At 43.1% G+C, this 22,309-nt stretch carries 12 protein-coding genes; 7 read left to right on the top strand and 5 right to left on the bottom strand.

The annotated features are described in order from the left end of the window. Positions 1-16: 16 nt before the first annotated feature. The 4 genes from AC1DU2_RS15960 to AC1DU2_RS15945 form a co-directional block, all read right to left on the bottom strand. Positions 17-2,389 (bottom strand): ABC transporter permease, encoded by a 2,373-nt coding sequence (locus AC1DU2_RS15960; protein ID WP_477385278.1) that lies wholly within the window; start codon positions 2,387-2,389, stop codon positions 17-19. Between the two features lie 142 nt (positions 2,390-2,531). Then, positions 2,532-4,919, bottom strand: a complete 2,388-nt coding sequence (locus AC1DU2_RS15955; RefSeq protein ID WP_477385277.1) for an ABC transporter permease — start codon at positions 4,917-4,919, stop codon at positions 2,532-2,534. A gap of 144 nt (positions 4,920-5,063) precedes the next feature. After that, positions 5,064-7,493, bottom strand: a complete 2,430-nt coding sequence (locus AC1DU2_RS15950) for an ABC transporter permease (protein WP_477385276.1) — start codon at positions 7,491-7,493, stop codon at positions 5,064-5,066. 170 nt (positions 7,494-7,663) lie between these two features. Next, positions 7,664-10,426 carry an ABC transporter permease gene (locus tag AC1DU2_RS15945; protein ID WP_477385275.1) on the bottom strand — a complete coding sequence of 921 codons (2,763 nt, stop codon included), beginning with the start codon at positions 10,424-10,426 and terminating at the stop codon, positions 7,664-7,666. A 250-nt stretch (positions 10,427-10,676) separates the two neighbouring features. Here AC1DU2_RS15945 and AC1DU2_RS15940 point away from each other — a divergent pair, with 250 nt between their 5' ends. Both AC1DU2_RS15940 and AC1DU2_RS15935 read left to right on the top strand, forming a co-directional pair. Continuing rightward, on the top strand, positions 10,677-11,957 hold the full coding sequence (locus tag AC1DU2_RS15940) for a metal-dependent hydrolase family protein (protein ID WP_477385274.1): 1,281 nt from the start codon (positions 10,677-10,679) through the stop codon (positions 11,955-11,957). 137 nt (positions 11,958-12,094) lie between these two features. Continuing rightward, positions 12,095-14,593: a M1 family metallopeptidase gene (locus tag AC1DU2_RS15935; protein WP_477385273.1), complete on the top strand. Its 2,499-nt coding sequence runs from the start codon at positions 12,095-12,097 to the stop codon at positions 14,591-14,593. Positions 14,594-15,118: 525 nt separating this feature from the next. On the opposite strand, the gene AC1DU2_RS15930 is transcribed toward AC1DU2_RS15935, so the two are convergent. After that, positions 15,119-15,529, bottom strand: coding sequence for a BrxA/BrxB family bacilliredoxin (locus AC1DU2_RS15930; protein WP_477358832.1), 411 nt, complete (start codon positions 15,527-15,529; stop codon positions 15,119-15,121). Between the two features lie 199 nt (positions 15,530-15,728). Here AC1DU2_RS15930 and AC1DU2_RS15925 point away from each other — a divergent pair, with 199 nt between their 5' ends. From AC1DU2_RS15925 to AC1DU2_RS15905, 5 genes are all read left to right on the top strand, one after another. Next, on the top strand, positions 15,729-16,601 hold the full coding sequence (locus AC1DU2_RS15925; protein ID WP_477385272.1) for a M23 family metallopeptidase: 873 nt from the start codon (positions 15,729-15,731) through the stop codon (positions 16,599-16,601). Positions 16,602-16,699: 98 nt separating this feature from the next. After that, positions 16,700-17,062, top strand: a complete 363-nt coding sequence (locus AC1DU2_RS15920) for a bactofilin family protein (RefSeq protein ID WP_477358838.1) — start codon at positions 16,700-16,702, stop codon at positions 17,060-17,062. Between the two features lie 183 nt (positions 17,063-17,245). Beyond that, positions 17,246-18,562, top strand: coding sequence for an adenosylhomocysteinase (gene ahcY / locus AC1DU2_RS15915; protein ID WP_477385271.1), 1,317 nt, complete (start codon positions 17,246-17,248; stop codon positions 18,560-18,562). Between the two features lie 397 nt (positions 18,563-18,959). After that, entirely contained in the window at positions 18,960-19,457 is a 498-nt protein-coding gene (locus tag AC1DU2_RS15910; protein WP_477385270.1) for an HNH endonuclease, read from the top strand. Between the two features lie 313 nt (positions 19,458-19,770). Next, positions 19,771-22,248, top strand: a complete 2,478-nt coding sequence (locus AC1DU2_RS15905; protein WP_477385269.1) for an alpha-L-rhamnosidase-related protein — start codon at positions 19,771-19,773, stop codon at positions 22,246-22,248. Positions 22,249-22,309: the final 61 nt, after the last annotated feature.

Here is a 22,309-nt window from a genome sequence, read left to right as displayed (position 1 = left end):
CTCTTAATTCTTGATTCTATTCCGATCTCAAGCTTTTTATCGGATTAATCAGCGCCGCTTTTATGGCCTGGAAACTTACTGTTACCATGGCTATTACAATGATAATACCGCCAGCCATGGCAAATATCCACCAGTGCATGGGCGTTCGGTAAGCAAAATCACGCAGCCAGGCGCTCATGGCATACCAGGATACCGGCAGGGCGATAAACAGTGAAATGATAACCAGCAGCAAAAACTCTGACGATAGCAGGGTAAATAACGAAGCTGCGCTGGCCCCCAATACCTTGCGGATGCCTATCTCTTTGATGCGTTGCTCGGCAGTAAACATGGCTAAGCCCAACAGGCCAAGGCACGATATAAATATGGCCAGAAATGCAAACGCGTTTGAAAGTTTGGTTACTATCTGTTCGTTTTGGTAAAGCTTTTGGTATTCGTCGTCGCTGAAGGTGTAGCTGAACGGGAATGCGGGATTAATTTGCTTAGCCAGGGTTGCCAAACTGGCCAATGCATCGCGGGTTTTGCCGGGCTGGGTTTTCACCAGGATATTACCATAACCCTCCTGTTCGCCATACCTGATGATCAGCGGCTGGATTTGCTCATGCAGTGATGCAAAATGGAAATCTTTTAATACGCCGATGATCTGCCCCTTTTTGCCCCAAAAGGTTAAAGGCTTACCTATTGGGTCGGCATATTTTAATCTTTTTAGCGTTGTTTCATTGATGAGGTATCCTACTGAATCGGTACCGTAAGCCTTCGAGAAATCGCGGCCGGCAGCCATTTTAAGTTTCATGGTTTTAACAAAATCATACCCTACAGATACCTGTGTAAACTGAATTTGTACGTTATGATCTTTACCTACCCAATCAACATCGCTGGTGCCATTATCAAGGCCTGTTGGCGTAGCAGTGATCCGGCTTATCGACTTGATGCCTGGCATTTGCAAAGCCTCATCTTTAAAGGCCTGGTATTTGTGGATCAGCTCGCCATTCATCGGGATGTAAATAAGATTTTCACGATCATAGCCCAGGTTTTTTGATTGCACGTAATCCATTTGCTTGGATATTACAATAGTAGCGGTAATCATGACCACCGACAGGAAAAACTGGAATACCACCAGCCCTTTACGGAACATAGTTGTACCGGTATCTAACTTCAATGTTCCTTTTAAAACATTTACCGGGTTAAAGGATGATAAAAACAAAGCCGGGTAGCTGCCTGATATAAAGCCGGTAATTAAAGTGATGGCTGCTAATTTTAACCAGAAATCGGGCTGATGAAATGGCAGCGCTATCTCTTTTTGGGTAATGTTGTTAAACACAGGCAACAGTAATACCAATAATAATAATGAAACCACTACGGCCAGCGTAGTTACCAGCATCGATTCGCCTATAAATTGTTTGATTAGCACCGAACGCACCGCGCCAACAACTTTGCGCACTCCAATTTCGCGGGCACGCTTAACCGAGCGGGCTGTTGTGAGGTTCATGAAGTTGATGCAGGCTATCAGCAAAATAAAAATAGCCACAAGGGTAAACAGGCGCACGTACTCAATACGGCCTCCTTTAAATTCGCCGTTTTCGAAATTGTTGTGCAGGTATCCATCTTTAAACAGCTGTACGCCTAACTCCTCGGTAAATGTGCCTTTCTTTTGGTTTTTATTCAGGTTGTCTAAAAAGTGGGTTAGTTTTTTTTCGACTACAGCCGGGTTGGCATCGGGGCGCAACATAATAACGGTTGAGGGGCCGTTGTTGCCCCATATTTTTGCCCAGTCGTTATCGGCTAAAAATGCATCCCAGTTCATAATAAAATCGTACTGCTGCGATGATGTTTTGGGCAGGTCCYGGTAAACGCCGGTTACTTTAAAATCCTTCCGGTTTTCATAACGGATGGTTTTGCCGATAGCGGCCTGCGCACTACCAAAAAAGGCTTTTGCCATTTTATTAGAAATAGCCATGCTTACCGGCGTATTTAAAGCCGTTTGTGCGTTGCCTTCCAGCAAAGGAATAGTAAACATTTTAAAAACATCGGCGCCACCGTTTACCCCGCCCATTTTCAGAATTTTATCGCCAACACGGAACGTGCTTTCGCCACCGTATGAAATACCTGTTGATGCCTCAATTTCGGGAATTTGCTTTTTAAGCTCATCGGGCAATAAGCCAGGGGTGTTGTATTGACCAACAACTTTATTATCATAATACTGGCGTTCATAAACAGAATATAAACGGCGGCTGTTTTTGTGATAAGCATCCATCTCCAGCTCGTTTTGAACCCATAGCAGGATCAGCAAACTACAAGCCAGCCCTACAGAAAGGCCCGCAATATTTATAAACGTATGTGCCTTATTCCTGATAAGGTTTCGCCAGGCGATTTTTAGATAATTCCTTAACATATTAGTTCATTGGTTTATTAGTTCACTGGTTCATTTGGAGTATCAAGTAGTAAGATTTTTGATTTTAGGATTAAGTTCATTGCAGTTGCCTGATTCTTGACTCTAACTCGCCCGCAGCGGTCTTGATACTTACTACTTGATACTATTCTGTCTTTAAACTCTTCACCGGGTTTAATAATGCAGCCCTGATGCTTTGGTAACTTACGGTTAGCAACGTTATTATCATAGCCCCTGTGGCGGCGGCGGCAAATATCCACCAGGTTATGCCGGCGTGATACTGGTAGCCTTGCAGCCAGTTATGCATAAAGTAATAGGATACAGGGGTGGCAACCAGTATGGATATAAACACCAGCACCACAAAATCAACCGACATTAAACGCCACAGGCTAAATACTGAGGCGCCAAGCACTTTACGTACACCAATCTCTTTAATGCGCTGCTCGGCCAGGAACGATGCCATGCCAAACAGGCCCAGGCAACTGATAAATATAGCCAGGCCCGCAAAGCAGGCGGCCAGTTTGCCTATGCGCTGCTCGTTGCCGAATTTTTTGGCGTACTCATCGTCTACAAACTGGTACTCAAATGGTTGTGATGGATTATAAACTTTAAAAATACTTTCTATTTTGGCAAGCGCAGATGCGGCGCTCATTTTTGGGTTGATTTTAAGCAGGATGGTTGATTCGGAGTCTTTGGACAGGTAATAAATGAACGGGCGGATCTCTTCATAAGGTGAGCTGATGATCATGTCTTTGATCACCCCTACAACGTTCAACGTTGCGCCATCCCATTTAATAGTTTCGCCAACGGCCTTGTCATTATAGCCCATAAAATGAGCGGCAGTTTCATTAATTACTACGGCCGATGAATCGGTAAGGAATGAGCGGGAAAAACCACGGCCCTGTTTAAATTGCCAGCCAATGGTTTTGGCGTAATTGTAAGAGATTCCTTCTGTTAAAAAATCAGCACTCATATTTGGGTCTTTTCCTTTCCAATCAAAACCGCTGCTGCTTGAACCATAATTTGTAGGAGCAGCGCCCGCTTCGGCTACGGATATTACCGCTTCACTTTTTAATAGTTCGGTTGTTACTACATCAAGGTGTTTATGAACATCGTCGTTGATTACAGGAACAGAAACTAATCCGTCCCGGCTGTAGCCGATGGGTCTGTCTTTAGCAAATTGGATCTGTTTAAACACAACTATAGTCCCGATGATAAGGGTAATGGATACTGTAAATTGTATAACCACTAATACTTTGCGCGGCACAGCAGCAAACCTGCCTACTTTAAACGAACCCTTTAAAACTTTAATGGGCTCAAATGACGACAGGTACAAAGCAGGGTAGCTGCCGGCTATTAACCCGGTAAATAAACTGAAGCCAACAACCATCAGCCAAAATAGCGGGCTGGCCCATAGTATCGACATGCTTTTATCAGATACCGAATTAAAGAAAGGCAGGCTTAGCTGCACCAATAAAACCGATAAAGCCAGTGCCAATACCACAAACAACAACGATTCGCTAAAAAATTGGTAAATAAGCTGGCTGCGTAACGAGCCTATTGCTTTGCGGATACCTACTTCTTTAGCGCGTTTTTCGCTTCGTGCTGTACTCAGGTTCATGAAGTTGATGCAGGCCAGTAATAATACAAATACGCCTATGATGCCAAACAACCAAACGTATTTAATGCGGCCGCCAATATTTACACCGTTTTTAAAATCGCTGTATAAGTGCCATTTGCTCATGGGGTGTAAAAACAACTGCGGTTTCTTTTTAGCCAGCTCGGGGTTTATGTTACGCAGTTTAGCATCTTTTATATTGGCGGATACGTGGGCGAAATCGGTGTTATCGGCAAGCTGAACAAATATCTGAACAAAGTTTGGCCTCCACGGATCGGCCGCTGTGCGTACCCACTCTGTATTGTTAAAGTATAATTGCCATGGTGCAATGAAAGTTATCTCGCCAAAAGTAGTATTGCGGGGCAGATCCTCATAAACGCCGGTAACTTTAACATCAAGCTTGTTGTCAATTTTCAAAACCTTGTTCATCGGATCGGCATCGCCAAAATAGGCTTTGGCATTTGATGCCGATATTAATACCGAGTAGGGGTCTTTCAAGCCATCGCGGGTACCCTTAAGCATTTTAAGTGTCAGCATTTCCGGTGCCTGTGGCTCAAAATAGATACCCATCTTGTTCAGTTTTTTATCGCCAAGGCTTAACAGGTGGTTTCCCCAGCCGGTTGCCATAGCTACCGATTTAAAATTGCTGCCATAATTTTTACGCAACTCATTAGCCAGCGGATAAGGCGTAGCCGACCAGGTGTTGATCTCGCCATTGTTTTTCAAATGCTGCTCAACCTGCGCTATACGGTTATAGTTGTCATGGTACTGATCAAAAGAAAGCTCGTCCCATATCCAAAGGCCTATTAGCATAGCCACCGCCATACCCACCGAAAGCCCGGCTATATTAATAAAGGAGTTGGCCTTATTTTTAATAAGGTTACGCCATGCTGTTTTAAAATAATGTTGGTTCATCTTTTTAGTTCATTGGTTCATTTGGAGTATCAAGTAGTAAGTATCAAGTAGCAAGATTTTTGATTTTCGGATTAACTTCATTACAGCTGTCTTGATTCTTGACCCTAACTCGCCTGCAACGGTCTTGATACTTACTACTTGATACTATTCTGCTTTTAGGCTTTTCACCGGGTTCATTAATGCTGCTTTTATGGCCTGGAAACTTACCGTAAACAGGGCTACTACAACAGCTAACATACCCGCCAGGGCAAACATCCACCAGCTAATGGTTACGCGGTATTCAAAATCCTGCAGCCATTTGCTCATGCCCCACCAGGCCAAAGGCGTGGCTATTACAAAGGCGATGATCACCAGCTTTAAAAAATCTGTTGATAGCAATTGTATTATGCCGGTTACGCTTGCGCCTAATACTTTACGGATGCCTATCTCTTTGCTGCGCTGTTCGGCACTAAAGGCAGCCAGGCCAAACAGGCCAAGGCATGATATCACAATGGCCACCATCGTAAATGAATTGATGATTTGCGATAGCATTATCTCGGTTTCGTATTGTTTTTGAACCTCGGTATCCAGGAAAGTATATTCAAATGGCACCTCGGGGAATTCTTTACGCCAAACTGCCGAAATTTTATCAAGCAGGGCCTTATAATTACTGCTGCCTACAGATACCAGCATACAATTAAAATAGCCGGGATCGTTTTGGTATACCATCATAAAGGGCCGCACTTCGCTGTGCAGGGAATTGTAATTAAAGTTTTTCATTACGCCGGCTATTTCAACAAAGGTGGCTGGTTTGCCATCGTATTGGGAATATAGCCTGGTGCCAGGTGCTTTTTGCACATCCAGGCCAAGGCGTTTGGCCAAAGTTTCATTGATTAATACCCGGTTGGTGTCATTCAGCCTGAAATCGCGGCCGCTTATTAAATTTACGCCGTTGGCTTTTACAAAATGTTCGTCGGTATTAATGTTTTGGGCATCAACCGCGGCGGCCATGTTGCCACCTGCCAGGAAAACGCCATGATCGTGCGGCACAAATTGCCCTAAATAGTTATCCGCATTATTTACTGCTTTTACTTCTGAGAGTTCTTTCAGATCATTGGTAAAAGCAGCCATCTTTTTCTGCGACGCTTCGGTGTAAAAATTGAAGATGAGCTTTTGGTTTTTATCAAAACCAAGGTCCTTATTCTTGATGTAGTTTAGCTGGCTATAGATAACAATGATACCTGTAACCAAAACTATAGATAAAACAAATTGAAAAACAACCAGTGATTTACGAATGCCGGTTGCCGAAACCTGGTTGGTAAAATTCCCCTTGATCACCTTAATTGCTTCAAAAGCCGACAGGTAAAATGCCGGATAGCTACCCGCAACCAGGCCGGTAACAGCTACAAGGCTCAACAGCATCAACCAGATTTTGTAATTGCTGAAAAAATCTAATTGGATGTCTGCCCTGGTAACCTGGTTAAGATAAGGCATCAGTAAGATTAGCAGTGGCAATGCAATGGCAACACCAATAAATGCCAGCAGGAACGATTCGCCTAAAAACTGTTTGATTAAATCGCCTTTTCCTGCGCCTATTACTTTGCGTACACCAACTTCCTTGGCGCGTTTTGAGGCGCGGGCGGTGGATAGGTTCATAAAGTTGATACAGGCAATTACCTGGATCATCACGGCAATTAATATCAGCAGGAATAAAAACGAAGGGTCGAGGGATTTACTCAGTTCGTTTTCAAAACCTGGGGTGGTGTGAATGCTATTTACCGGCTGCAGGTGTAATACCTTTTTCATGCCGATAGCTTTTAGTTGTTGGGCCGCATATTTATTCAAAAAATCAGGCAGCTTTTTTTCCAGTGCTGCAGCACTGGCATCGGGCCTTAATTTGATGTAGGCATACAGGAAGTTATTGCCGGCCCAGGCATCATTCCTCCGTACCGATTCGCCAAATCCACCGCTGTTCATCGCTATGTACATATTGCCATGAATGTGCGATTTGCCCAGGCTTTCGTCAATCACGCCCATAACCTTATAATCGTGTTTGCCGAAGGAGTTATCAATAGATATCATTTTGCCAACGGCATTCTCGCTACCAAAAAGTTTATCGGCCACGGGCTTAAACAGCACTATAGAATATGGCTCTGCTAAAGCGCTGTTAGCGCTGCCACTCACAAAATGGTAGCTGAATACGTCGAAAAATGTAGAATCCACAAACAGCGCGTCCTTCTCATAAAACGACTTTTCTTTGTAGCGCAGCAGGTGTTGTTTGGCGCCAAACTTTTCGGTAGTTACCACGCGAGTAAATTGCTTTACCTCGGCAAAATCATTCCGCATAGCCGGGGTTATCGGCGGCGAACTTGCCCCGCTATGGTGCTTATCGCCGGTCAGCTCCAGGTCGGTAGTTACCCGGTAAATATTTTCGACACCGTTATGCTGTTTGTCGTAACTATACTGGTCCTGCACATACAATAAAATATACAGGCAACACAAAGTACCCGTAGCCAGGCCTATAATGTTGATGAAACTAAAGGTTTTGTTTTTTAACAAAAACCTCCACGCTGTTTTTAAATAACTCTTAATCATTGTTCATTGGTATTATTGTCATTAAGTCATTGGGTTATTAAGTCATTGAAAAGTTTGCAATGACTCAATGACGTGAAGCATAATGACCTAATGACTTTTCCCTCTCTTTATTCTTGACTCTTAACTCTCTTTTATTTTCTGTCTTGATACTTGATACTTACTACTTGATACTATTCTGCTTTCAAACTCTTCACCGGGTTCATTAACGCGGCTTTGATGCTTTGGTAACTCACGGTACAAATGGCAATTACAATGGCCATTATCCCCGCCAGGGCAAACATCCACCAGCTGATGCTGATGCGGTTGCTGGGGTTAAAATCCTGCAGCCATTTATTCATAGCCCACCAGGATATGGGGGACGCTATTAGTATGGCTATAAATACCAGCTTAACAAAATCCAGCGAGAGTAGCCGGGTAATGTTGGCGATGCTTGCGCCGAGTACCTTGCGGATGCCTATTTCGCGGCTGCGTTGCTCGGCCATAAAGGCGGCCAGGGCAAACAGGCCAAGGCAGGCTATAATAATAGCCAGTACAGCAAAACTGGTAAATATGCTGCCCATGCGCTGAACATCGGCATACATGTTGGCAAATTGCTCGTCCATAAAAGTATAGCGGATGGGTTGGTTTGGCGAAAAGTTTTTCCAAACGGTGGTGATCTGCGCCAGGGTGGCCTTTATATCGGTAGATTTTATTTTTACCGATACAATTGTAGGACTATTGCCCAGGTGCATTACCAACGGTTCGAGGCTACCCTTTAGCGTTTCAAAATTAAAATCCTTTACCACGCCAATAATGGGCACAGGCGCACCATAATTGCTTATTCTTTTACCGATGGGGTTTTTAAGGCCTAATTTTTGGGCCATGGTTTGGTTAATGATCACGGCCTGCGAATCGGTTTTTAGTTTAGGGTTAAAATCCCGGCCGGCTACTATAGTCATGCCCAGGGTTTTTATATAATCGGCATCAACATCCCAAAACTGGCCACCGGTACCGGCTTCCAATTTCTGTTTACCCTCGTTATGAAACTCATTGCCGTTACGCTTGGTACCCGATACCGGTAAAAAATCGCTCACGGTGGCGCTTTTTACTGCCGATAGTTTCAGTAGCTCGTTTTTGAAGTTTTGCACTTCGCCTTCCAACGTGTGTGTGCCCTGTATCATCAGCACCTGGTCTTTTTCAAAACCTACCTTTTTATTCAGTATATAATGCATCTGGTTATAAATAACCACCGTGCTGATAATTAATATAATGGATGTTRTAAACTGAAAAACCACCAGCCCGTTGCGTAAAAATGAGCTTTTGCTGCCCGTAGCCAGCTTGCCCTTCAGCACTTCAACAGGTTTAAAGCCAGAGAGGTAGAATGCGGGGTAAACACCGGCCAGTATGCCAACTACTACTGCGGCAGCCAATATGGTGGGCATAAACCACCAATGCTGCCATGGTATGGTTAGTGTTTTTGCTGCAAGCGTATTAAAATAAGGCATTAATAACGCCGCCAAAATAATGGCTATAATAAAGGAGATGAAGCTATAAATTAATGATTCGGTTAAAAACTGGCTGATCAGCCCGCTGCGTTGCGAACCAACCACTTTGCGCAAGCCCACCTCCTTTGCCCTGTTGGCAGATTTTGCTGTGGCCAGGTTAATAAAATTAATACAGGCTATCACCAATATAAAGCCTGCCACCGCGCCAAACAGCCACACAAAACGGATATCGCCGTGCGAAAGGCCGTCGCGGATATCATAAGAGTATAGGTTGATATCTTTAATGTTTTGCAAAAACATGGTTAAAGCGGCGGCAATCCTATCGGCGTTTTTATCGCCGCCCCTTCTCATATCGGGTATGTAATAGCCTTTTATTATCCCATCGGTTATCTTTTTATTTAAGGCTTTAATATCTGCGCCCGGCTTAAGTAGCACGTAAACATCGTAATTGCTGGCTCCCCAGGTTTCCTGCTCGCCATCCCAAAACTTAATGCCGGTAAGGGTAAGCAAAAAATTATAATGCAGGTGTGTTGTTGGAGGGAAATCCTGCATTACCGCACCAATTTTATAAGGCCTGCTTTTGTTGTTATTAAGGAACATTACCTTGCCAACCGGGTTTTGGCCAGGAAAATATTTATCGGCTTTGCTTTTTGATATCACCATGGTTTGCGGCTCGGTAAGCGCGTGCGCCAGATCGCCATACACCATGGACACTTTTAACATCTCCAATAACGACTGATCGGCGTAAGCAAAACCATCCTCGTGGGTATTTTCCACGCCATCAGCACGTTTCAGCTCGTTGCTGCCGGCACCCCAAAAAAGAGAGTTTGGCATCAATCGGCCCGATTTTTCCACCTCCGGATAGTCGTTTTTTAATGTTTTGGCCATAACTGCAGGCCAGGAAGTACCTTTTTCGTGTATGGCATCTATATTATAGGCACCCACAACCCGGTAAATCCTATCGGCATCAGGGTAGTTTTTATCAAAACTAACTTCGTCGCGGATATACAACGCGATTAATAAACAAGCGGCGATACTAAACGCGAAGCCGCCAATTTTTATGGCGGCGTACATTTTTTGTTTTTGCAATTGCCTTAAAGCAACTTTTAAATAATTTTTAATCATACCGGTGTTAATTAAAATTGAACTTCTTTTATCCGATTTATAGTGTTCTTTATAGGCAGGCAAATAAGGCGGCACAACCCTTGTATTATCTTTGGCCATCGTATCTGCAGGCTTTATATTTTGCAGTATCCTTTCAAATAACAAGGAGCTGTTGGTTTTTGTATCCTCTTTTTCATCCTGCCACCAGTCAAAAATTAACATCAATGAGGTTTTCAGTTCGGGGTTTTTCATTAACAGCTTATCCAACTCCAGCAGTTCATCTGCCGATGCCTCGTTAGCCAGTTTTTTTGTCGCCAGTTGCCAAACGTGTTCCTCTATATCCATAGCTTACAGGTAGATAAATTATGATACCAGGGCATACCCTACTAATTACATAGAATAAAATATGTGCCATTTATTTAAATGTCAGTAAATCAATTATTTACGTTGGTGGAGGTGCGCCGGGTGTTCGAATACGTACATCTGGTGTTCGGTTTTATGCGGAAGGCGTACAGATTGACCCGTCGGGAAATAGCTATACAGATTTGTGAAAAATAATCATATTTTAGCTTAAGTAACGGTAACCCATCTTTATATGCAAAAAATCATCCTCTTCGTTTTTCTTCTTTTTGTTGCAGAAACCGCATCGGCCCAGAAAACTTACATTCAATGCGGAAAATTGATCGACGGAACCTCGCCGGCCGCACAAACACAAATAACCATAGTTGTTGAAGGCAAAACCATTGTCGATATTCAAAAAGGGTATATATCAGGAACCGGAACAGACAAGATTGTTAACCTGCAAAATAAAACGGTAATGCCGGGGCTAATTGATTGCCATGTACATTTGGAATCTCAGTTTAATAAAAATTCGGCTATCCAGGGTTTTACATTAACCGATGCCGATATTGCTTACCAGGCATCGGTATTTGCCAAACGCACACTCATGGCGGGCTTTACTACGGTACGCGACCTTGGTGGCTCAGGGGTAAACATAAGCCTGCGCAAGGCAATAAGGCAGGGTTTGGTTGACGGACCCAGGGTAATAACTGCCGGCAGGGCAATATCAGCCAGTGGCGGCCATATGGATCCGTCGGATGGGTTCAGGGACGATGCTTTTAACCACCGCCCAGGGCCAGATGAAGGTGTAGCCGATGGTAGGGACGAATTGATAAAAGCTGTAAGGCTTCAATTTAAACGCGGATCTGACGTAATCAAAATAGCATCTACAGGCGGGGTATTGGATTTAAGCGAGGATGGATCCGGTGCGCAATTCAGCATTGACGAAATAAAGGCAGTTGTGGAAACAGCCAAAGATTATGGACTTAAAGTGGCCTGCCATGCCCACGGCGCCGAAGGCATACGAAGGGCCATACTGGGTGGCGTAACTTCGATAGAACACGGCACCTTTATGGATGATGAAGATATTAAATTGGCCAAACAATACGGCACCTGGTATGTACCCACCATCATCGCCGGAAAATCGGTTGCCGATTCTGCCCGCATCCCTGGTTTCTTTCCGCCGGTAATTGCCCGTAAAGCCCTTGAAATAGGCCCCCAGATACAACAAACATTTACCAAAGCGTATAAAGCCGGGGTAAAAATTGCCTTTGGTACCGATGCGGGAGTATACGCACACGGTAAAAACTACATTGAATTTCAGTACATGGTTGAAGGTGGCATGACGCCGATGGAAGCTATAAAATCGGCAACAAGCAGCGCCGCAGATCTGCTGGGCATGAGCTCAAAAATTGGCAGTATAGCCAACGGGAAATCGGCCGATATTGTTGCGGTTGACGGCGACCCCTTACTTGATATAAAAGCGATGAAAAACGTAAGTTTTATCATGAAAGAGGGAAAAATATACAGCTTATAACGGTAAATAAATTCTTGTAACGGTAACATTAATATGTACCGGGCGTCTTACGTGCGTTAAGGGTCAAAACCTTTTGCCCCCGGCGGGTGTATTAGTTTATAATACATTCGCTGCTGTTTGTTTACTATTTACCATATATGACTGATTTGAAACTATTATCTACACTACTGCTTTCCGCGGCTTTGTCTGCCACGTTTACATCATCACAGGCCCAGCAAACGCCCCAGCCCGAAGACCCCGCACTTAAAATTTACCGCGAAACACCCCGTAAGGTTAACGATTTGGTGCACACCAAATTGGATGTTCGGTTCGATTACAAAAAACGTTATATGTACGGCAAGGAATGGGTTACGTTAAAACCACATTTTTATCCTACCGATACACTCCGTTTAGATGCCAAAGGCATGGACTTAAAAACCATTGCTGTTGTAAAAAACGGTAAAAACGTACCGCTAAAGTTTACTTATCAGGATAGTTTGAGCGTGGCTATTAAACTGGATAAAGTTTACCGTAATAACGAAAGCTACACCATTTACATTGATTACACGGCCAAACCGAATGAGCTTAAAGTAAAAGGCAGCGCAGCTATTAACGATGCCAAAGGTTTATATTTTATTAACCCGGATGGTACAGAAAAGGATAAGCCAACCCAGATATGGACGCAGGGCGAAACCGAAAGCTCATCGGCATGGTTTCCTACTATTGATAAGCCAAGCCAAAAAACTACCGAAGAGATTAGCATGACGGTGCTATCAAAATACGTAACCCTATCAAACGGCAAACTGGTATCGCAAAAAAACAATGCCGATGGTACCCGAACTGATACCTGGAAACAGGATTTGCCACACTCACCGTACCTGTTTATGATGGCCGTTGGCGATTTTAAGATCTATAAAGATAAATGGCGCAACAAAGAGGTAACCTATTACCTGGAGCCTAAGTATGCACCGTACGCCAAAGAAATTTTTGGGATGACACCCGAGGCTATCGAGTTTTACTCCAAAACACTAGGGGTTGATTATCCCTGGTATAAATACTCGCAAATTGTGGTTCGCGATTATGTGAGCGGAGCAATGGAAAATACATCTGCTACCCTGCATGGCGTTTATGTGCAAGGTACCCACCGCGAACTGTTAGATGCCTACTATGACGATGGCCGCAGCACAATTGTGCATGAACTTTTTCATCAATGGTTTGGCGATTATGTAACCGCCGAAAGCTGGAGCAACCTAACAGTAAACGAATCATTTGCCAATTTTAGCGAAACACTTTGGGCCGAGCATAAATATGGCCACGATGTAGCCGACGAGCATAACTATATTGATATGCAAAACTACCTGCGCTCGCCAGATGCACGTACCAAAAACCTGGTGCGCTTTCATTACGCCGATAAGGAGGATGTTTTTGATGTGGTTACCTATCAAAAAGGCGGTCGCATATTAAATATGCTGCGCAACTATTTAGGCAACGAGGCTTTTTATAAAGGCCTGAATATTTACCTGACCACCAATGCCTTTAAAAATGGCGAAGCTCAGCAATTGCGCTTAGCCCTTGAACAAGCCAGCGGGCTGGATTTGAATTGGTTCTTTAATCAATGGTATTATGGTGCCGGCCATCCGATACTGGACATTAGCTATAAATGGGACGATGCTACCAAAACCCAAACCGTTTACCTGCAGCAGAGCCAGGACGGGCAGATATTTAAACTGCCAATGGCTATTGATATTTACGCAAGTGGCAAAAAAATACGTCATAAAGTTTGGATGAACAATCAAAATGATACGCTTACCTTCAAACTGGCATCAAAGCCCGACCTGGTGAATGTTGATGGTGATAAAATACTGCTGGTTAAAAAGACTGACCATAAAACCTTGCAGGAATTTGCTTTCCAGTATTTTAATGCGCCGCTTTACCTGGATAGGTTGGAAGCCATTAATGCAGTTGCCGATAAGCAAGGCGAAAAAGACGCGCAAAAAGTTCTGATTGCGGCTTTGAATGATAAGTATTACGGTTTGCGCGATAAAGCCATCCGTACAATTAAGCTGGATAATGATGCCATCCGTAACGCGGCGCAGCCTATTTTGGCCAAGCTGGCGCAAACAGATGATAATACATTGGTGCAGGCCCAGGCTATCGCTGCGTTGGGTAGCCTTAAAGCATCAGGTAATATGAATTTGTTTAAACAGGCACTAAGCAGCCAGTCATATGCTGTACAGGGTGCTGCGTTAAATGCCATTAATTTGCTCGACCCGGCATTGGCCATGAACCTGGCAAAAAATTATGAAGCTGATAACAAAGGCGGCCTTACTGTAGCCATGATGGATGTTTACGCCACCAGCGGAACTGATGCCCAATGGGCATTTGTGTACAAGCAATTTGACGAAGCCGCGCCACAAGCTAAATATAACGCCCTCGATAAATTTAGCGCTATGGCAGGTCGTGTTCAAAAACCAGAGTACGCCCAGCAAGGCATCAGCCAGATTAAAGATTTTGGCATAAAATATAAACCACAGGGTATTGGCGATCCCGCGATTAAATTTATAACCAGCATTAAAGAAAAGCGTGCGCAGCTGCATGACGATGCAACAGTGAAAGTGGCGGAAGATGCAATTAAACAGATCAACGATGCCAAATAGATGTGCAGATTTCAGATTTCAAATGTGCAGATGAAAGGAATTTGAAAATTTGGTAATTTGAAGATTTGAAAATGAAAAAGGACAGATTTTAGATGTGCAGATGAAAGGAATTTGAAAATTTGGTAATTTGAAGATTTGAAAATGAAAAAAGACAGATTTCAGATATGCAGATTTCAGATTTCAAATGTGCAGATGAAAGGAATTTGAAAATTTGGTAATTTGAAAATTTGAAAATGAAAAAGGACAGATTTTAAATGTGCAGATTACAGATTTCAAATGTGCAGATGAAAGGAATTTGAAAATTTGGTAATTTGAAGATTTGAGAATGAAAAAAGACAGATTTAAAATGGGCAGATTTCAAATTACAGATGTGCAGATAATTAAAATAAAAAGCCCGGAGGATTTGAAATCTCCCGGGCCTTTTATTTAACGTTTTATTTGCAGGCTTAAAATATTGTGGACTTTACCATCCTTAACCTTTCAGCTTTTACCTTTCGCCTTTAACCTTTCGGCTTTCACCTAAAATTAGCAGTATTGCTCAAAAGCGCCAATCAGGTTATCGGCAATCATTTGGGCAGGGCGGCCTTCAATTTGGTAGCGCTCAATAATGTGTACCAGTTTGCCATCTTTAAACAAAGCCATAGCCGGTGACGATGGAGGATAAGGCAACATATAGTTACGTGCAGCATCTACGGCGTCTTTTTCCATACCTGCAAAAACGGTAACTAATTTATCGGGATGTTTTCCATTTGCGGCGGCAATCCTGGCGGCAGGGCGTGCATTTGCGGCAGCGCAACCACATACTGAATTTACCATAACAAATACAGTACCTTCGCTTTCAATAGCGTTTTTTACTGCCTCGGCATCTTTCAACTCCTCAAAACCAACCCTGGTTAAATCTTCCCGCATGGGGGCAACTAAATATTCTGGATACATGGTATGTTTATTTTTTTTGAATTTTTATCAACCGCAAAAATAAGAAATGATTAACACTATACGTTTAAAAAACGCAATAATAACAATATGCTGACGATGTAGCTTTATTATAACCATCAGTCCGTAAGGCGTTTGTTTATAATGGCTATTGATTTATTCAATGTTATCGTTATATTGCCAACCCTAATTTATGATTTTGATGAAACAAAAGACATCTGATATCAGTACCGTTGTTGTTATTAATAAAAACCAGCAGCCTACACGGTCTTTACAAATTAAAACAAAACACCTTAACAATCTTAAACATTACGCGCTTGGCATCCTGTCGGTTGTACTGGTTTTGGTAGGAGGCATTATTTATTTAAGATGGCAAAACCAGCAGCAGGAAGTTGAAAAACAGGCGCTGATGGCCCAGATAGTAAAATTAAAAGGCACAGTACCTGCTCAGGTGACAGCGCCGGCCGAGGCTAAACAAGGCAGCGCGCAAAGTTACATCCAATCGATTGAAGTTAAACTGAAAACAATTAATGATTACCTGCGCCGCAGGGGCTTAAAAGGCTTTAGTACCAAAGGAATTGGCGGCGATAACAACACCGAAGGTAAAAAGTTAAATGATGGCGAAGTATACTCGCTGTATAACGATTACCTTAACCACCTGATGGGTACCATTGCATTTACCCCCATGGGCTACCCCCGCATCAGTTCATTTACCTCGTTTTTTGGGTACCGCAGCGACCCTTTCGACAGTGCAAGCGCAGAATTTCATCCCGGTATTGATTTTAAAGGCAAACGTGGCGACGAGGTGAAATGTACCGCAAGCGGTAAGGTTGTTTTTGCAGGCTGGGCCGGTGGTTATGGCAACTGCATCCGCATTCAGCATATTAACGATATCCAGACTGTTTATGGGCACCTATCTAAAATAAAAGTAAAAGTAGGGCAGGAAGTAAACCTTGGCGATGAGATTGGCCTTGTTGGTTCAACCGGCCACTCAACCGGCGCGCACCTGCACTACGAAGTACGCAGGCACGGCAAAGCCGTAAACCCGGTTAATTTTTTAACACTGAACAAGTAAGTTTTACGTTGGACGTTTTACGTAATACGTTCCAATATTTTTTTGCTTCCTGTTTATGCAAAACGTAAAACTTATCACGTACAACCTATAACGTAACTATGGCTATTTTCGGTAAAAAAGATAAAGTATCGCTCGATTTGCAATCCATATCAACCCTGATAAGTGAAGGCTGCGAAATTGGCGGCAATTTTAAGGCCCCGGCATTTGCCCGCATTGACGGACAGGTAACCGGTGATGTTACAGTTGATGAAGGCCTTATCCTTGGCGAAAAAGGCGTTATCACCGGTAATATTATTACCAAAGAGATTGTAGTTTACGGTACAGTAACTGGTGATATCCAAACCTCATCCCTTGAAATACGGGCCACCGGCAAAATCACCGGCACCATAACCACCCAAACCCTGTTGGTTGAAACCGGCGGCGTTTATAATGGATTGCTGAGCATGGGGGTGGTAAAATAGAATCAAGAGTTAAGAATCAGGAATCAAGACAAAATAAGCCTGAGGGGGATCAATCGGCTAAATTTTAGAGCCAGTTCCCTCACTGCCAACTTGCCCTATGGCAACAAATAACCCCTTACGTTGCTGCCTATTTCATTTTAACGGGGATATGATTTAAATTTGCTGCACAAAATTGAAAACGATATGTCATCAGTAGAAACTGCTTTTGTTAAATACAAGGTAAAAGACCTTTCACTGGCCGAATGGGGCCGCAAGGAGATTGAACTGGCCGAGGCCGAAATGCCGGGCCTGATGGCTTTGCGCCAGGAGTATGGCCCCAGCCAGCCTTTAAAAGGTGCCCGTATTGCCGGCTGCCTGCACATGACCATCCAAACCGCCGTTTTAATTGAAACTTTAATTGAGCTTGGCGCCGAAGTTACCTGGTCGTCATGTAATATATTTTCAACCCAGGATCATGCCGCCGCTGCTATTGCTGCTGCTGGTACTTCTGTTTACGCCTGGAAAGGTATGAACGCCGAAGAGTTTGACTGGTGTATTGAGCAAACCCTGTGGTTTGGCGAAGACCGCAAACCATTAAACATGATATTGGACGATGGCGGCGATTTAACAAACATGGTTTTAGATCGTTTCCCTGAACTGATTGCTGATATCAAAGGTTTATCTGAAGAAACCACTACAGGTGTTCACCGTTTATACGAGCGTATGAAAGCCGGTACATTACCAATGCCTGCAATTAACGTTAATGACTCGGTTACCAAATCGAAATTTGATAACAAATATGGCTGCCGCGAATCATTAGTTGATGCCATCCGCCGTGCAACTGATGTAATGATGGCCGGTAAAGTAGCTGTTGTTTGCGGTTATGGCGACGTAGGTAAAGGTTCGGCAGATTCATTGCGTAACTCGGGTGTACGTGTTATTGTTACCGAAATTGACCCTATCTGCGCATTACAGGCAGCCATGGAAGGTTTTGAGGTTAAAAAATTGGGTACTGCTATTAAAGAGGCTGATATTGTTGTTACCGCCACAGGTAACAAAAACATCGTTCGCGAAGAGCACTTCCGCGCGTTGAAAGATAAAGCTATTGTTTGTAACATTGGTCACTTTGATAACGAGATTGACATGGCCTGGTTAAACGGCGCTTATGGCAACACCAAAATCGAGATTAAACCACAGGTTGATAAATATACCATTGATGGCAGCGATGTTATCGTTTTAGCAGAAGGTCGTTTGGTAAACTTAGGTTGCGCAACAGGCCACCCAAGCTTTGTAATGAGTAACTCGTTCACCAACCAAACTTTGGCTCAATTAGAGCTTTGGACCAACGGTGCTGCTTACAAAAACGAAGTTTACACTTTACCCAAACACCTTGACGAAAAAGTTGCCCGCTTACACCTTGCCAAAATTGGTGTTGAGCTGGAAGTTTTAGACCAGGACCAGGCCGATTACATTGGCGTAACAGTTGATGGTCCGTTTAAACCGGAATACTACCGTTACTAAGTCAAAATTAAAAATTAAAAAGTCAAAATTGAAAAAGGCATGGTTTTAGGACTATGCCTTTTTTGTTTTATGTTTAATTAGTTTAGGAAAGTAGTTACCCTATTGTATGACTGAAAATAATGCTTTCTTATTTGGTTAGAATCCTAAAAATTTTTCATTTAATGATGAACTCCTTCCAAAGATTAATGAATTAAGGTTTACCGGAAGAGCAACTATAGAATGGAGTGTCCAAAGTTCTAAAACGAATATTGGAGACAGAGCGTTTATCGTTAAACTTGGTGGCGGAAAAGTAAAAGGGATTTTTGCTTCGGGTAAGATTGTTTCCAATACTCACCCTATATTACATTGGAGCAAGCGAAAACAAGTTCCTGGCGTAACTATTGAATTTGATGTATTATTGAATTCTGAAAAAGTAAAAATATTAGATATTAAAGATCTTAGATATCTATCAAAAGATCAACAGTGGACACCTCGCAGGTCTGGCATTCTAATAAAGGAAAATGATAAGTTGGAAAAGGAGTGGTATAACTTCTTAAATAATAATAATTTGTTTTCTTTCATTAACGATAAACAAACATTCATTGAGGGGGCTGCATATCAAATTACTCAAACCTTTTATGAAAGAAGTTCCTATGCGAGAAAAGTATGTTTAAACTACTATGGATACTCCTGTGTCATTTGTGGATTTAATTTCAAAGATATATATGGCGAAATTGGCGAAGGATATATCCATGTACACCATTTGAAACAGTTGTCTATTGTTAAGGAAAGTATAATAGATCCAATTAAGGACTTACGCCCGGTTTGCCCCAATTGCCACGCTATGTTACATAAGGTAAATCCCCCCTATACGCTAGAGGAGTTAAAACAATCATTGCAATCGAGCAAGAAGTAGAAAGTCAATGGTTACTTTCCTGTCGATGGCTTAGAATACGTAACGGCTGAAGCATCATATGTTTAATTTCTTGCCGATTTAAGTTTAAAGTAAAATGTACATAAAAAAAGGGCCTCGATTTTAAATTTAAAGGCGTAAGATGTTTGCATTGATATAAAAGGCATGGTTTTAGGACTGTGCCTTTTTTGTTTGAGCGCGGCATCCGCTGACGATCTTATTTTGCCTTCGTCACGCCACCTGTATATTAAATTTCCATCCTAAAACTTATATGCTAATTTTGATGACATAACGCCAACACTCATCATCTGATATCATGCAATTCAAAAAAATCCAAATCAATTTAATTTTTCTCGCCGTTGCTTTTTGGTCAACGGCCGCATTAGCAACCGAAATAAAAATCGGCAATGCCAAAATGACCATGGTGCTCAATTATAGCGGCAAGGCAAGTATCACCTCGCTGGTGGTTAATGGGCAAAAAGTAATAAGCAGTGCCGATGGTGTATTTACATCGGTGAATATAAATGGCATAACGTATTCATCCCTGCATTTAAAAAAAACGCCGGTATTGGTAAAAACCGGCAATGTTTACAAGCTGACCAACATCAGTTATGGCGATAAAAGCTTTACCATAACCGAAAACTGGACTTTTACCATTAACGATAAAGCCATCAGGTGGACAATTGAACGAAGTTCAAACAAACCATTGCAGGTAAATGAATCTGCCGCGCCTGTATTTAATTTTGATAATATAAATATATGGGAAGGCGCCTACCAGGGCTACGGCGGGCTGGCCTGGTTTTACCTTTTTAACGAAAAACTGTGTACCTACGGCGTACACACCCGTTCATCTGATTTTTGGAACAGTAAAACCGGCAACGGTTTAAATATTACCGTGGCTGCTCCGGGCAAAAACGTGGCCATGAAATATAGCCGTACTGCCGATGATAAACTGGCTTACACCATAAGTGTAAGCAATAAGCAAATGGAGCTTAAGCAGGATAGCGATACTCAAAGGCGCAGGTTTTTAAGAGGGCGCACCGATGTTTGGGCGCCATTTAGCCTTGCCGCTGGGGCAAGCAGCCAAAGCATTACCCTTAGCTATTTTAATTTTGATGAAAAGTATGGCCGGGGTAAATTTAATGGTGTTGATGGCGCCAAAGTTGGGGCGGTACTGAATACCATTGCCCGCATAGGGGTAATTGATTCGCTGCATTTTGGCGGCAACAGCTGGGCTACGCCGTATGGCCCCATTTGCCTGCACGAGCAATATATAGCGCAGCTTGGCCTGGCTATAAGCGATGAGAAGTATTTAAAGGGCGATGAAACCTGCCTTGACTATTACCGAGATCATGCCATAAAACCCGATGGCAGGGTGTTTTCGCGCTGGGCTTATACCAATGAGGATGCCGGCCCCAACCAGTTTAACAGCGACGGCTTTTACGAGGCCCAATGGGGCACCCTCATGGACTCGAACCCGGACCTGGTGACCAACATTGCCGAGCTGTATGATATGACGGGCGATAAAACCTGGGTTAAGGGGCACCAGCTATCCTGCGAAAAGGTTTTAGACTGGATACTGAAACGCGACGATAACAACAACGGGCTGGTTGAAATGATGAACGACAACCGTGCTCAAAAACGTAGCAGCGATTGGATTGATATTGTTTGGGCATCGTACGAAAACGCTTTTGTAAACGCCAAGCTTTACCACGCGCTGGTAAAATGGGCCGATATTGAGCAACAACTACATAACCAAGCCAAAGCAACTTACTATAAAAACTTTGCAGCTAAACTAAAAGAAAGCTTTAATAAGCCTACTACCGAAGGTGGTTTTTGGGACCAGGAAAAAGGCTGTTACGCTTATTGGATTGATAAGGATAAAAGTGTGCATGGCCGCAACATGGTAACACCGGTAAATTTTATGGCCATTGCTTATGATATTTGCGATAACGATGCCCGCAAGCAAACCATCCTGGATAATATTGAAACACAAATGCAGCAGGAAAAGCTTTTCTTTTGGCCGTTATGTATGACAACATACCTGCCGGGCGAGGCCAAGGATTCACAGTATCCTTTCCCAAGTTATGAAAATGGCGACCTGTTTTTATCATGGGGATCCATAGCGGTAAAAGCTTATGCCGAATATAAACCAGCCCTTGCCCTTAAATATGTGCGCAACGTGCTGGAGCAATATGGTAAAGATGGTTTGGCTTTTCAGCGTTATGGCAGGATAAAGCAAGATGGCCTTGGCGACGATATCCTATCGGGCAACAGCCTGGCCATAGTAGGCTTGTACCAGGCCATTTATGGTATCAATCCTTTGTATAATCGTTTTTACCTCAACCCGCATATAACCCCCGAACTTGCGGGCACCATTTTGAATTACAAGTTCAGGGATAAAAAGCTAATCATTAACCTCGACAATGATAACTATGCCGTTGCCGACGGGAAATTTAAGGTAACCGCCAGGCGAAGCTTCGGTTTTAATAGTACCAAGGGTCAGTTGTCGTACTTTAATGGCGCCAGCCCGGCTGTTGCTTTGAATGCCGCTTCGGCAGGTAATTTAAGCATCGATATAAAAAACTGGGATGGCGGTAAAATGGAATGGCATCAGCAGGCAGCTAAACCAGTTACCTATGTTTTACATCAATTAAACCCGAATACCGGTTATAAACTTGAAGTTAACGGGAAACAGGCCGAAGTTTTAAAAAGTGATGTAAACGGTGAATTAAAGATAGCCTATAAATCCGCCGCGGCTAATGAAGATATGATGCTTAGTAAGGTGAATTAATAAGACATCTTTAACGCAAAAAAAGCAGCGGAATTCCCCCCGCTGCTTTTTTCATTTATAT

The sequence above is a fragment of the Mucilaginibacter sp. P4_C11 genome (assembly GCF_056402115.1).
This window is presented reverse-complemented; position numbering and strand designations above follow the sequence as displayed.